This is a genomic window from Kiloniella sp. (assembly GCF_048270245.1).
Taxonomy (GTDB): domain Bacteria; phylum Pseudomonadota; class Alphaproteobacteria; order Kiloniellales; family Kiloniellaceae; genus Kiloniella.
In genome coordinates this window covers 442,679-456,136 of record NZ_JBLWTH010000001.1, presented here as the reverse complement: position 1 = coordinate 456,136, position 13,458 = coordinate 442,679, and the positions used below count along the sequence as shown (strand labels likewise).

Annotated in this window: 11 protein-coding genes and 1 riboswitch; of the genes, 6 read left to right on the top strand and 5 right to left on the bottom strand. The window is 45.2% G+C overall.

Annotated features, from left to right (window positions below; translation table 11 throughout):
• Positions 1-57: 57 nt before the first annotated feature.
• The 4 genes from ACN0W5_RS02115 to ACN0W5_RS02100 form a co-directional block, all read right to left on the bottom strand.
• Entirely contained in the window at positions 58-2,241 is a 2,184-nt protein-coding gene (locus ACN0W5_RS02115) for an RNA degradosome polyphosphate kinase (protein WP_417452610.1), read from the bottom strand.
• Positions 2,242-2,419: 178 nt separating this feature from the next.
• The gene (locus ACN0W5_RS02110; RefSeq protein ID WP_417452609.1) at positions 2,420-2,755 is read right to left on the bottom strand and encodes a YdbL family protein; all 336 of its coding nucleotides are present in this window, start codon (positions 2,753-2,755) and stop codon (positions 2,420-2,422) included.
• Between the two features lie 25 nt (positions 2,756-2,780).
• The gene (locus ACN0W5_RS02105) at positions 2,781-3,011 is read right to left on the bottom strand and encodes a YnbE family lipoprotein (RefSeq protein ID WP_417452608.1); all 231 of its coding nucleotides are present in this window, start codon (positions 3,009-3,011) and stop codon (positions 2,781-2,783) included.
• A 101-nt stretch (positions 3,012-3,112) separates the two neighbouring features.
• Positions 3,113-6,079, bottom strand: a complete 2,967-nt coding sequence (locus tag ACN0W5_RS02100) for an intermembrane phospholipid transport protein YdbH family protein (protein ID WP_417452607.1) — start codon at positions 6,077-6,079, stop codon at positions 3,113-3,115.
• A 245-nt stretch (positions 6,080-6,324) separates the two neighbouring features.
• Here ACN0W5_RS02100 and ACN0W5_RS02095 point away from each other — a divergent pair, with 245 nt between their 5' ends.
• From ACN0W5_RS02095 to ACN0W5_RS02085, 3 genes are all read left to right on the top strand, one after another.
• Positions 6,325-7,281, top strand: a complete 957-nt coding sequence (locus ACN0W5_RS02095; protein ID WP_417452606.1) for a PDR/VanB family oxidoreductase — start codon at positions 6,325-6,327, stop codon at positions 7,279-7,281.
• Between the two features lie 140 nt (positions 7,282-7,421).
• Entirely contained in the window at positions 7,422-7,586 is a 165-nt protein-coding gene (locus ACN0W5_RS02090) for a DUF3012 domain-containing protein (protein ID WP_417452605.1), read from the top strand.
• Between the two features lie 28 nt (positions 7,587-7,614).
• Positions 7,615-8,610 carry an alpha/beta hydrolase gene (locus ACN0W5_RS02085; RefSeq protein ID WP_417452604.1) on the top strand — a complete coding sequence of 332 codons (996 nt, stop codon included), beginning with the start codon at positions 7,615-7,617 and terminating at the stop codon, positions 8,608-8,610.
• Between the two features lie 67 nt (positions 8,611-8,677).
• Here ACN0W5_RS02085 and ACN0W5_RS02080 read toward each other — a convergent pair whose 3' ends face one another.
• Positions 8,678-9,340 (bottom strand): O-methyltransferase, encoded by a 663-nt coding sequence (locus ACN0W5_RS02080; RefSeq protein ID WP_417452603.1) that lies wholly within the window; start codon positions 9,338-9,340, stop codon positions 8,678-8,680.
• 162 nt (positions 9,341-9,502) lie between these two features.
• A riboswitch (cobalamin riboswitch) is annotated at positions 9,503-9,742 on the top strand.
• 150 nt (positions 9,743-9,892) lie between these two features.
• Here ACN0W5_RS02080 and ACN0W5_RS02075 point away from each other — a divergent pair.
• The 3 genes from ACN0W5_RS02075 (at position 9,893) to ACN0W5_RS02065 (ending at position 13,353) form a co-directional block, all read left to right on the top strand.
• Positions 9,893-11,143 carry an aromatic ring-hydroxylating oxygenase subunit alpha gene (locus ACN0W5_RS02075; RefSeq protein ID WP_417452602.1) on the top strand — a complete coding sequence of 417 codons (1,251 nt, stop codon included), beginning with the start codon at positions 9,893-9,895 and terminating at the stop codon, positions 11,141-11,143.
• A gap of 91 nt (positions 11,144-11,234) precedes the next feature.
• The gene (locus ACN0W5_RS02070; protein WP_417452601.1) at positions 11,235-12,332 is read left to right on the top strand and encodes an FAD-binding oxidoreductase; all 1,098 of its coding nucleotides are present in this window, start codon (positions 11,235-11,237) and stop codon (positions 12,330-12,332) included.
• A 175-nt stretch (positions 12,333-12,507) separates the two neighbouring features.
• Complete coding sequence (locus ACN0W5_RS02065) at positions 12,508-13,353, top strand: fumarylacetoacetate hydrolase family protein (protein ID WP_417452600.1); 846 nt, start codon at positions 12,508-12,510, stop codon at positions 13,351-13,353.
• The last annotated feature ends 105 nt before the right edge of the window (positions 13,354-13,458 follow it).

The window sequence follows — 13,458 nt, the reverse complement described above, 5'->3', positions numbered from 1 at the left end:
TGTGGCTTCTTCAATCTAATATATTGCGCTCGTGTAATACCGACCGCATTGAAGACATTATTTTTTACGACGCTTTTTACCCATACTCTTTTTAAGCGCCTTACCACGTCCAGATAAGCTAGGATTCGTCATAAAGAAGTTATGTGCACTGAAACCAACCCCGGCAGGCTCTACCCGCTTAAAAGTTGCGTCCGCCTGCATAATCCAGCTCTGGGCTTCGTCTTGTAGATTGGCAAACATTACCTGGTCCAATACCTGACGCTTTACCGTATCATTTTCGATCGGCACCATCACCTCTACCCGACGATCCAGATTTCGCGGCATCAAATCTGCCGAGGATATATACACTTTGGCATCTGGTGATGGTAGATCATGACCATTACCAAAACAGAAAATACGACTATGTTCCAAAAAGCGTCCGATGACACTGCGCACCTGTATATTTTCTGACAAGCCTGCGATACCCGCCTTCAAACAGCAAATACCCCGGGCCACAATTTCAATTTGGACTCCGGCATTACTGGCCACATAAAGCGCATCAATAATATCTGCATCAACCAGACTATTAACCTTGATCCAGATCGCTGCGGGTTTTCCTTCATTGGCATTTTTGATTTCTGCAGCAATCTCTTTCTTGATTCGCTGACGCAGGGTATTTGGCGCATATTCCAACTTCTCCATCTCTTTTGGTGCGGCCGATCCTGTCGTAAAATTAAAAAGACAGGCCGCATCTCGTGCCAGCTCTTCATTACAGGTAAAAAAGCTGAGATCAGTATAGATTTTTGCATTAATCGGGTGGTAGTTACCCGTTCCAAAATGGACATAGGTTTTCATCCCATCCCCATCACGTCGTACAACCATCGACAACTTGGAATGCGTTTTCAGATCGACAAAACCATAGACAACCTGAACACCAGCACGTTCAAGATCACGAGCCCAACGAATATTCGCTGCCTCATCAAATCGTGCCTTCAATTCAACCAGCGCGGTAACAGACTTTCCCGCTTCAGCGGCATCAATTAGGGCACGCACAATAGGTGACTGGTTTGATGTGCGGTAAAGTGTTTGTTTGATGGCAACAACCTTTGGATCACGCGCGGCCTGTTTCACAAACTGCACCACAACATCAAAACTTTCATAGGGATGATGAACAATAAAATCCTTTGATCGGATTGCAGCGAAGCAATCCCCCCCAAAGTCCTTGATCCGTTCCGGGAAACGGGGCGTATAGCTTTCAAATAACAATTCATGCCGTGAAGAAACGATCATCTGGGACACATCAGAAATACCCAACATACCCGGCAAAACAAAAACATCATTCTCATTGACGACGTGATGCTTTGTGACAAATGCCCGCAAACTTTCAGGCATTGAAGCATCAACCTGAAGTCTGATCACAGAACCACGACGCCGACGGCGTAACATGGTTTCAAACGTTCGAACCAAGTCTTCCGCTTCTTCGTCGACTTCGACATCAGAATCCCGCAGAATACGAAAAAGACCATCCCCCAAAAGCTCAAAACCCGGGAATAAGGTATCCATAAACATCCGGATAACATTCTCCAACGCGATAAAACGATCTTGATTGCCCGGCAACTTAACAAAGCGTTGGATATTATGAGGAATAGGCACAAGACCGTTAATCAGACGGTTATCCTGATATCTGGAAAGCTCTAGAGCCAGAACCAGCCCCCTATTGGGAATAAAAGGAAACGGGTGAGCAGGATCAACCGCCAAAGGTGTCAGCGCGGGGAAAACCTGGGTCTGAAACCATGACGTCAGCCATTCTTTTTCTTCCCGCGTCAATTCATCCGGGCTTAAGAGGAAAAAGTCTTTATTACGAAGTTCAGCAAAAACATTTTGAAGAGATATTTGTTGTTCCTGCATCAAGCGTCCCGCTTGGATAGAGATTTGCTGTAGTTGTTCAGCAGGCGTCAAACCGTCCTGACTAAGCTTGGTAACACCAGCAGCGACCTGCCCCATTAACCCAGCCACACGAACCATATAAAACTCGTCAAGATTGCTTGCAGAAATCGATGCAAAGCGTAAGCGTTCTAACAGAGGATGTTCCGGATTACTCGCTTCTTCCAGCACTCTAAAATTGAACGCTAACCACGACAGTTCACGATTAATGAAACGCTTAGGTGATTTCGTAATCAGCCAATCACAATCAGGATAATCAGTGTTCGTTTCACAGTCTTCGGGGTTCGCATCCGGAAGGTCAACAGCCAGATCATCCATCGTAAATTCCTAACCTTTTACACAATCAGACTGATTGCACTAACAAGGTCAGGTTTCAGTTTAATGTCAGATTAACCAAAGGAATCTGACAATCCATATTCAAAACTACACGCAAAGAAAAAGCCCCACCAAATGGCAGGGCTTTACAATTGAGCTTTAAAATCAATAACGAGTTACTTTATTTTTGTACCCAAGAGCCATCTTCAGCCTGGAACCAGGTTCCGCTTGGGGCTTTACTCATAATCTGCTTGGCATAAACCATGCCGACCTGCTTGACGCTCACGCCTTCTTTGTTTGCGCGCTCTTGATAGATCTGCGTGCGTTTTGCATTTGTCGCAGACACAAAATCAGATGCAGAGCCATCACGTGCGACAGCCATACCATCATACCGTTCACCGACGGCCCCCGAACTGCGCAAACTATCAAGATCAGCAGCCCACGCCGTTGGAATGACGGATGCAACCGCAAAAGCCAGGAACAGAATTCTCAACATTTTCATGCTATTCAAAACCATTGTTTCAGTTTCCTCCACCGGCAATCTAGAAGAGATTTGGATTATTATTAATGTCATCTTTCGCCTGATCTTCCAGACGAACACGTACTTCAGCATCCAACTTGATATTAAGGTTGATCGTAATCGGCTCTCTCGGTGCCTCGACCTTAACAGTTGGCGTACAAGCCTGAAGCCCCATTACAACCGCGGTAACAAGAACAAGCTGCTTGCTTATATTTTCATTCAGAAGGCCACCCAAGGCGTTATCCTCTGCCATTAAACATTAAATCTTATCAACAATAGTCACTGAAATAAGGCAAGGGAAAGGCATTTTTGCTCCTAAAAGCTATTTAGGAGCAATCTGAAACCTTGCTCACCTTATTTATCCAACAGCCCAGAAACCAACCCTCTTGAAATTTTTTGCCCCTGTAAAAGAACAGCAAGTAGAGGCTCGACCTTAGTTTCAAGATTGATATTCAATTGGAAGGGATGCCCGTCGAGAACATCTTTATTTGCACCACTAATGCCTAAGCTCACCTGAGCGGCGGAATTGATAGGCTTATTAATATCCAGCGTGAGCTTGGTGTATTCGAAGTTGTGCAAAGCTTTCACCAATAGTTCAACCTGTTCGCCGCCGGCGGCCAAGGCATCCGCAATTAATTGGGAACGTATTTGTAATACACCCGGCCCTTCTGTTGCCAAGGCTCCCTTCTCAATAATAATTTGCTCCCCCTCAAATTTAATTGGAATTTCGCCTGTTAACTGTCCCGTACCACTAAGATCTTCGCGCCCAATTAATGTAAAAAGTTCTTTTAAGTCCAACTTATTAACCTGCAACCGTATTGATTTTTGATCTGCAAGAACCGAAATTTTTTGAGGAACAAAACCAAGATTACCACCCGCAATCATTAACTCGGCAGTCCGAAGATCAACGATAAAATCATCTACTTCAGGCACAACACCAAACACCAGTTTAATATCCGATATTGGAACCCCGGCATCAAAAGAAGCAATCTCAAGCTTCTGCCCAGGCGGTAAAACGGGTTCTGCTATACCCTGAAAGAAAAATCGTCCAACTAAATCTTTAAAAGGAAGCTCGTTAATCTCTGCATCAGATAGATCCACATTCAAATACCCCTGCCCCTCAGGGACACCTTTTTTGATCACCACCTCAACACCGCCAGAAACCGAACCATCACGAACCTTTAGATCAGATAAGTGGGGTGTAAAAAATTTCGGCTGCATACCATATTCATTAAATGAAATCAGCGGGATAACTGCATCAATGTTTCCATTAAGAGAGATTAAATCCAGATTGCCTTCAAGATTTAACAATTGCGTTCCCTCAAGAAGTTTTGCATCAGCAGATAAAGCGGTCTTTGCTAGGGAACCTGATGTCTTACTCTTAACGAACAATGCGGGTAAACCAAGTTCAGGATCTTCCTGTTTGATGTTCGCTTCTGATCGGCTCTCAAAGATAAGTTCCTGAACATCAAAGTCATTCGCAGGTTGGAAAAATGGCGTCGAGACATCATTACGAACGGAGCTGATCTTTAACTTTTGATCCGACAAATCAATTTCAGATATCGTTGTCCCGATATGCCACTTGCCCCCCGCACTTCCTCGAAACTTAGTCAAAAAATTAGAAACAACGATATCTTTGTTTTCTTTGATCAGATTCAGCTTAAGGGCTTTAAGGTGTAAGTCACCGGAGACTTTCCTGAGTTCCACAACATTTTCTGTTTCATCTGAAAGAACTTGGAATTCACTCTCGATGTTTGACAAAGAGACAACCTCTTTGGCCTGAGTTTGGATAACGTCCGGAACTTCGAACTTTACAAGCTCAAATTGCCCACCATCTGCTGTGAAGATCAACTTATTCTTATCTAAGCCAAAGCTTCCTTGTACGGTCCCTTGCACCACCTTGATCAAATAATCAGCCTGTCCTTTAGATTGAGTATTATCAACTCCTCCTGTTTTGATTTTCCAGTCACCACGCCAACTCTCAGTGGTATCTTGTGATACAGTCGCGGCTAATGACCCATCAGATATTTTATATCCGGCAAGCTTTAATCCTTTGCCCCTGACATCAAGAATCGCGTTATCAAGTCGTACCTGGTCATATCCTTGGCCGACACTTCCCGTTAACTGTGAAAGAGACGTGATCTCAACAGGTGTTTCTCCGCGGAGTGTGATACCAATTTTACCCTCGACAGGCCGTTCATCATTCAAAATAAAGGTGAGGTCAGTTTCACTAGGATCGATTTCCCCCGATAAAAACGGGCCGAATATTTGTTTTATTTCAGGGGGAATTGTATCATCCACAGACAAATTTTTTACATTAAATTGCCCGAAATCTCTGAGGTAAATTTTGGTCTCCTGGCCTTTTTGGATAAGCTTCAACGGCACCTTTCCATTAAATTCAGCCCCTGAAACCAGCCGACCCTCGCCCCAAACATCTGACGTCAGATCAACCGTTGCCTGACCCAAGTTTAGCAACAGGGGATTAATTGCTTCACGCCACTTCGAAGGTTGGTTCTCCCCCACGTCAATCTGTCCGACACCATCCAGATTAACCTTCATCCGAGTACCTTCAATCTCAGGCGACAAAAAAGCTTTTGGTATATTACCCGTTATGTCCCCAAAAACATTCCAGTTCAGACCGGGATCATCCAGAAAGAAAGAGGCCGCCCCTTCGCCTGAAACACCAATTTTCTGCCACTTAACATCCCAGTCTATTTGCAAATCAGAACTAGAAAAAATCGCCCCTAGATAAAACTCTTCCGGTTCATAGCCAGCCAGATATCCGCCTTCGAAGCTTATCCACCCCTGAACATCATCTTCCGAATGCCCCGTAACTTCGACAGCAAAAGGTAACTGTGCCACTCCAAGTTCAGTCATAATTTGAAGTCGACTATTGTTGATTTTAAGCGCAGGCTTAAAGGGAAGTATCGGCAGGGAAGATTGAGATTCTCCTTGCTCCTCACCGACGAACAAACTGTCTAGAGATCCTAAAACAGGCTGTTGTCCAGTCACATCAAGCGACAGGAACAAACGATCCAAATCAACAGCCAGCTCGCCACCTTGCCACAAATCAATCAGATCGTAGGATAAAACAAGACGGTCAAGGATAACCTCGTTCTCAATTCCGACAACCACATTCTGAATAATCACTTCACGATGGGATACTTCAGAAACCTCGGCAGAAAAGCCGGGTAATGCTAAATTGTCTGCAACTTGATCTAATAGATACTGAGCAAGAGGGAGACGATAATAGATTGCGGAACCAATGATCAAAAGCATCACTGCCCCAAACCACAAGAGCCTGCGCCCCCACGTTCTCAATCTATTTTTTCCTGTATTCATGCGATCAGATTAACACAGGAGGCAGGGGAAGAAAGTTTCTATTCATTTGCACGCCAGAATCGTGAACAATAATGATAAAATTGAAACAATCCATATAAACAAATACTTAACTAGGAACACGTTACAGTCAATCAATATCGTATATTGTACTCTACCGCCAAAAGACACACCTATATAAACAGACATATAACTAGATTGCGAATATTTCAGGAGCAAGTGAGGCCATGACACAGAGGATCAAGGTTCTTATTAATGCAATCAAGGATCAAGCCCTCAACATCAAAACCTACGAACTGATCAGCCCTGATGGCGCCTCCCTTCCCCCCTTCACGCCCGGCGCGCATATTGATTTTTTCCTGCCCAATAACCTAATCAGGCAATACTCATTATCGAACTCCGCACAAGAGAAAAACCGATACGTGGTAGGTATCCAGAAAGAAGAGCAAGGTCGGGGGGGATCACGTCTTATCCACGATCAATTTAAGGTTGGTGATGAAATTGAGATCTCTGCACCCCGTAATCACTTTCCACTGGATGAAACAGCACAGCGTTACAAACTTATCGCAGGCGGGATTGGGATCACTCCGATCATGTCCATGGCACGCCGTTTGAAAACCATTGGAAAACCTTTTCAACTCTATTACGCCTGTCGCAATGAGCAGCGGGCTGCTTTTATACAAGAGCTTAGGTCGACAGAACTCTTAAAGCATGTCGTGTTTTCCTATGATGATGTTCATGGCCCCCTCAACACATTAGCGTTATTCGGTCGTCCCGAACCAAACGTACAGATATATTGCTGTGGACCTTCAGGCCTGATGGATGCTGTGAAATCTGCAACCAGCTCTTGGCCAGAAGGAAGTGTCCGTTTTGAACACTTCTCCACGAGTAAAGACACCGGGCCACAAGAAGATGACGATAGCTTCGAAGTGATCATTCAGAGCACTGGCCGCGTGTTTCAAATCCCCGCGGATAAAAGTATTTTGAGCGTTCTAGAGGAAAACGGAATCTTCATTGATCACGCATGTTGCGAAGGTATCTGCGGCACCTGCGAAACAGGTCTTATAGACGGCGAAGCGGACCATCGTGACATGATTTTGACCGAAACAGAAAAGCAAGAGAATAAACAGATCATGGTTTGTTGTTCCAGGGCGAAAACATCACCGCTGACATTAGATCTCTGATACTTTTCGATCAGTACTGTACTGTAAAAAAACGGTCTTTTCCGCTTAAGTATAAACACGAGGTAGCATCAAATCTTTTTCTGACCTATCATACTTGCAGTTTAATCCTTTAACCACTTTTACCTATCCCGGGGGAATTTATGTCCTATTTTAAACTTGTTCTTGCTGCTCTTTTCATTACAGGCCTTAGCGCCTGCTCACCAGAAGTTGGCAGCACGGAATGGTGTGATGCGCTGAAAGAAAAACCAAAAGGCGATTGGTCCGCGAATGAAGCAACTGATTTCGCGAAACACTGTATTCTCTAAGACACATTAATTCTACAAAGGTGCGCCTATGGGTGAGGGATTGGATAAAGAACTTCAGGAATTTGTCTCTGTATCAGAAAGCTTTTCCACACAGGGAACAAGTGATCTGAACGACATCAGAGCCAGCTATAATCTGATGTGTCAACATTACAACACCCCTCACCCCAATAACCTCAGGGTTTTAGAAGGCGCTGTCGAAGGCCCGGAAGGTGACATTCCTATCCGAGTTTATCGGCCCATTGAAGCGATTTCCACCGACGCGGTTAATGAAACGGCTCCAAATGCGGCTGAAAAACATCCAACTCTCTTGTATTTTCATGGGGGCGGTTGGGTTCTCGGTGATCTGGACAGTCACGATGCGATTACAGCTGACCTCGCCAGTCAAGCCAAGGTACAGGTTATCGCTGTCGATTATCGTTTGGCCCCTGAACATGTGTATCCGGCCGCTTTGGACGATTGCTGGGCCGTGTATCAGGCCATCACGGAGAATCCGGAAATCTTTAGAGCCGACAGTGATTGTTTAATCATCGGAGGTGATTCAGCTGGCGCTTCGCTGGCGGCAAGCGTTACTCTTATCGCTCGTGATATCAACCTTCTTGGCTTTAATGCACCATCACTCAAAGGCCAGCTATTGATCTATCCTGCCCTGACAAGTGAGAACCTCCCTTCACGGACCAGACAAGCACAAGCACCACTGTTCAGCACGCCCGATCTGGATAACTTTATTGACTATTATCTCGGGCATAAAGCCACTGCAGAAGACAAGCAGGACTTTAAAATATTTCCAGCTCAGGCAGATGACTTTTCAAAGCTTCCCGCCGCTTTCATCAGTGCAGCAGCGCTTGACCCCTTGGCCGATGATGGACCTGATTACACAGACAAGTTAAAAGCCGCAGGCGTTCAGGTAAGATCCATTGTCGAACCCGGTTTAATGCATGGCTGGTTACGTGCCCGCAATAGTAGCCCAAGGGCAGCTGAAGCCTTTGCCAGAATAGTGCAGGCCCTTAGAGATCTATCAGCCTAAGAAAATAACAGTTCTGCTTTTAGATGTGGCGCGTTACATGTGACCAGACGTTTTTTCTAAAGAGCACTTAGATGTCTTTTTTACGCACCAGTGTCATGCCATCTGAAAAGGGAAGCGTGACCATTTCCACACGCTTGTCGTTGACCACAATTTCATTCAATCGACGAATGGCATCTGTAATCGGTTCTTTCACTGATGGCTTGGCCACATTCCCATACCAAAGAACATTATCAATAACCAGTAAACCATCCGGCGTCAGAATCTTGAGACAAGCTTCGTAATATTCCGGATATCGCTCTTTATCCGCATCAAGAAAAATAAGGTCAAATTTAAGCCCCTTATCCTGTAATCTGCTGACTTCGGCCAAGGCATCACACAGACGAAGTTCGATTTTATCTTCGACACCAGCCTCAAGCCAAAAAGCCTCGGCAATGTCGGTGAATTTTTTTTGATTATCCAGTCCAAGCAGCACACCATCCTTGGGCAACGCCTTAGCCATACACAGACTGCTATAGCCGGTAAAAACACCTATTTCCAAAACAGATTGAGCCTTTAGCATCTTCACCAGAAAGAATAGGAACTGTCCTTGCTCTGGGCACACCTGCATATGACCGAATCTCATTTGCAGTGTTTCCGCCCTCAAGCGAGCGAGTAAAGGATCTTCGCGCCCGCCAAAGCTTATGAGATATTCCTGTAGCTCATCTGTAATAGAAACATGACGGGAATTCATAAAAAAAATCCATTGTTTTCAAATATTCACGACACCTTTTACCATAGTAACGACCTATTTCGACAAGCATAAATTATAGTGTCGCAAACGTAGATCTGCCTGTCGCTTTTCAAGGCGACCACGGATCATGGTTTCATAAAATCAGCTTTAGAAATAAATTTAATAATGACAACTCCTCCAGGTGTTTCATGAAGTTAATATTTTGATTTCATGAAAATAATTGGGAAGTCGGTCCGCGCAAACTTACGTACCACAGCGCAAACCCGACGCTGCCCCCGCAACGGTAGGAGAGGAATAGATATCACAAGCTATCCACTGGATAAACTCTGGGAAGGATGTGATTTCCGCCATCTTAGATGGCCCTCTCGAGCCCGGAAACCAGCCTGAGGCAAGTCTAAAAGTCGCGGTGGGCGATTGGAACGACCTGTTGATCTCTAAGCAGCGTAAAAGCATGCCAGAGACAATACTGTTCCGATCCTCATCACACGTCAGAATTTACCGCTCAGAAAATAATATCTGAGATAAACGCTTGTTGCTGGATAGGACCGAGAGATGACTGTATCAGCCCACGATATGATGTTTGATCTGCTTCGCAGTAAAAAACAAAATTATAGCCTGCCGCGAGAGTTCTATAACGACCCGGATTTTTTCAAACTCGACATGAAACATGTGTTTGGGAAATCTTGGGTTTTTGCCGGCCTTGTTTGCGACATTCCGAAGCCAGGAAATTTCTTCACTCTATCAATCGGTGATGATCCCTTGGTTATTGTCAGGGATGATAACAACGAAATTCACGCAATATACAACACTTGTCGCCATCGCGGATCCAAAGTCTGTCTGGAAGAAAAAGGCCATACCGCAAAGCTAGTCTGTCCCTATCACCAATGGACCTACAATCTTGATGGTAACCTGTTGTTTGCCGGCAACATGGGTGAAGGTTTCAACCCCGCAGACTTCCCCCTTAGGAAAGCAAATATCGGCTTTGCAGACGGCATGATTTTTGTCTGCCTTGACGAAAATCCACCTGCTTTTGATCACTTCAAAGAAGCCGTTGAGCCATTCTTAAAGCCACACGCATTGGACAAAGCCAAAGTTGCGCATGAAGTCACCATCAATGAAAAAGCAAACTGGAAGTTGGTAATCGAAAACAACCGCGAATGCTATCATTGCAACGGTTCACATCCTGAGCTTTTGAATTCACTTCTTGAATTCGACAACACCGATGACCCCCGTGCGACCCCGGCATTCAAAGTACTGGTCGCAAAAAAATCCAGCGACTGGGATTCTTTGGGTATCGCCCACGAAAGTACTCCGCACAATCTGGAATACCGTGCTGTGCGCATGCCACTGGCAGAAGGAATTCATTCTATGACCATGGATGGTTCTGTCGCCTGTAAAAAACTTATGGGTGATTTGACCGATCCGGATATGGGGTCCATGCGCCTGTTGCACCTGCCCAATACCTGGAACCATTTCATGGGGGATCATTCAATCGTCTTTCGCGTAATGCCTGTTGGCCCGCAAGAGACATTGGTGACAACTAAATGGATTGTTCACGAAGATGCCGTCGAAGGTGTGGATTACGATCTTGAGAAAATGACCAAAGTTTGGAACGCCACCAATCATCAGGACAGGGAGCTGGCCGAAAATAATCAACTGGGCATCAACTCAAAAGCTTACCAACCCGGTCCCTATTCAGAGGGTGCCGAGTTTGGGGTAATCAATTTCATCAACTGGTATAGCGCCCACATGCTCGGCAAATTGTTTGATCCCGCCAAGCTCAAGCTAGCTGCCAGCGAATAAATATCACTTTTCAAACTGAAGAGGGCGCAACGACTGCGCTCTCTAGAATGACTAAAGCCCATAAGGGCAATTATAATTGGGGAAATCTAAAATGGCTGACATGGCTGTTAAGCAGGCTATCAGAGATTTGAACACAACGACGCCATGGGATAGCCACTCGCAAATGCTAGAGTGCGTGATGATTCTTCAAGATACCCATGACGTCAAAACCTTTTGTTTTCAAACCACAGATAATAGCTGGTTCCGCTACCTGCCCGGACAGTTCATCACCATCGAACTAGAAATTGACGGCAAGCTTGTTCTACGGACCTACACCCTGTCTTCAAGCCCTTCTCGCCCCCTGTCAATTTCCATTACGGTCAAAGCAAACAAAGACGGCTATGCCTCTCAATGGCTACATGAGAATTTGAAAGAAGGTGACAAAATCAAGGCCCATGGTCCTGCTGGTCTCTTTACCCTGCATAACCATCTGGCTGATAAATATCTATTTATTTCCGGGGGCGCAGGTATTACCCCAACCCTGTCTATGACTCGCTGGCTTTTTGACCAAGGCACCCATACAGACGTGCATTTTATTCACTGCGCCCGGACGCCTTCAGACATTATTGCACGTCGTGAGCTGGAAAGTATGAGCGCGCGCGTCAGTGACATCAAGGTTGCCTATGCCTGTGAAGAGCCTGATCCATACGGAGCCTGGACCGGATATACAGGCCGCCTCAACCAATTAATGCTGGAATTGATTTCCCCTGATTATCAGGACCGAGAGATTTTTTGCTGCGGACCAGGCCCTTTTATGCAGGCCGTCCGTGATATTCTCAACACAGCTGGCTTTAACATGGATCAGTACCATGAAGAGAGCTTTGAGGCACCAATCACCGATGAAGAAGACCGTCCTGAGCATGATGACGTCATTATTGATGACGATGCAAAATCGTCTGTCAGCTTCCAAAGGTCCAAAAAAGATACCCGGGTTCAAGAGTCCGATACCATCCTGACCGCGGCCAAGAAAACAGGACTTCACATTCCAAGCGCTTGTCAATTTGGTGTTTGCGGGACCTGCAAAGTTAAGAAAGTCTCTGGTGAAGTTCACATGATGCACAACGGTGGTATTACACAAGAACAGATCGACGACGGCTACGTTCTTGCGTGTTGTTCAAACCCATTGGGAGATGTCGTTATCGACTTCTAAATCGTGCCTGTAGCAGAGGTGATCACAAACAAGACCACCTCTGCACAACAAAGATGTAAGTCAACAAATCCTTTTTGTGATCAACATTCACAATTTTTCCCAAATTTTCCTATCGTCTCTTTAAATTTCTGACGCTATTGTAGTCATCAATTAAAAGAAAACAGGGATAGAGATCATGAAATTACTGCGTTACGGCCCTATTGATCAGGAAAAACCGGGCTTATTGGATCTGCAAGGTAACATCCGTGATCTTTCCGGAATCATTGATGATATAAATGGTGAAAACCTTAACTCCCAAGCTATTTCAAAAATACAGGAACTGGATAGCAACTCTCTGCCTTTGGTAGAGGGCTCGCCACGAATAGGCCCTTGTGTTGCCAACGTGGGGAAAATCATCTGTATTGGCTTGAATTATCATGACCATGCCAAGGAAGTCGGAGCAAAACCAACACCAGAACCACGCATTTTTATGAAAGCAAGCTCTTCAATTTCCGGCCCCTATGACAATGTTGAAATCCCCAGAGGGGCAGAAAAAACTGACTGGGAAGTCGAACTTGGCGTCGTCATTGGCAAAAAAGCGAAATACATCGAAGTTGATCAGGCAATGGATTATATCGTCGGTTACTGTCTCGCCAACGATGTGTCAGAGCGCGATTTTCAGATGCATCGATCCGGACAATGGGTAAAGGGTAAAAGCCATGACACCTTTTGTCCTCTCGGCCCATGGCTGGTCACGCCAGATGAAATTGATGATCCACACCAACTCCCAATCTGGCTGGAAGTTGATGGCACACGTCATCAAAACAGCTCTACAAGCAATCTTGTCCATCGCATCCCGGAAACAATTTCTCATCTCAGTCATTTCATGACGCTTCTACCCGGCGATGTTATTTTGACGGGCACGCCATCTGGCGTAGGCATGGGGAAAAAGCCAGCCCCGCTTTTCCTTAAACCAGGCATGACGATGGAACTTGGCATAGAGGGACTTGGGACACAAAAACAACTCGCTATATTAGCTTAAACCTCTTCATAAAAACATGTTTTTCCATATCACGTGATTTCCTACGCACAAGAAAAAAGTGTTAATTGAGATTTTGTGTTTTAGTTTTACATTAAATTGTATAAG

What these genes read in the sequence shown, in the direction of transcription:
- ACN0W5_RS02115 (WP_417452610.1), bottom strand. Translation starts at nt 2,241, where the DNA reads ATGGATGATCTGGCTGTTGACCTTCCGGATGCGAACCCCGAAGACTGT.
- ACN0W5_RS02110 (WP_417452609.1), bottom strand. Translation starts at nt 2,755, where the DNA reads ATGGTTTTGAATAGCATGAAAATGTTGAGAATTCTGTTCCTGGCTTTT.
- ACN0W5_RS02105 (WP_417452608.1), bottom strand. Translation starts at nt 3,011, where the DNA reads ATGGCAGAGGATAACGCCTTGGGTGGCCTTCTGAATGAAAATATAAGC.
- ACN0W5_RS02095 (WP_417452606.1), top strand. Translation starts at nt 6,325, where the DNA reads ATGACACAGAGGATCAAGGTTCTTATTAATGCAATCAAGGATCAAGCC.
- ACN0W5_RS02090 (WP_417452605.1), top strand. Translation starts at nt 7,422, where the DNA reads ATGTCCTATTTTAAACTTGTTCTTGCTGCTCTTTTCATTACAGGCCTT.
- ACN0W5_RS02085 (WP_417452604.1), top strand. Translation starts at nt 7,615, where the DNA reads ATGGGTGAGGGATTGGATAAAGAACTTCAGGAATTTGTCTCTGTATCA.
- ACN0W5_RS02080 (WP_417452603.1), bottom strand. Translation starts at nt 9,340, where the DNA reads ATGAATTCCCGTCATGTTTCTATTACAGATGAGCTACAGGAATATCTC.
- ACN0W5_RS02075 (WP_417452602.1), top strand. Translation starts at nt 9,893, where the DNA reads ATGACTGTATCAGCCCACGATATGATGTTTGATCTGCTTCGCAGTAAA.
- ACN0W5_RS02070 (WP_417452601.1), top strand. Translation starts at nt 11,235, where the DNA reads ATGGCTGACATGGCTGTTAAGCAGGCTATCAGAGATTTGAACACAACG.
- ACN0W5_RS02065 (WP_417452600.1), top strand. Translation starts at nt 12,508, where the DNA reads ATGAAATTACTGCGTTACGGCCCTATTGATCAGGAAAAACCGGGCTTA.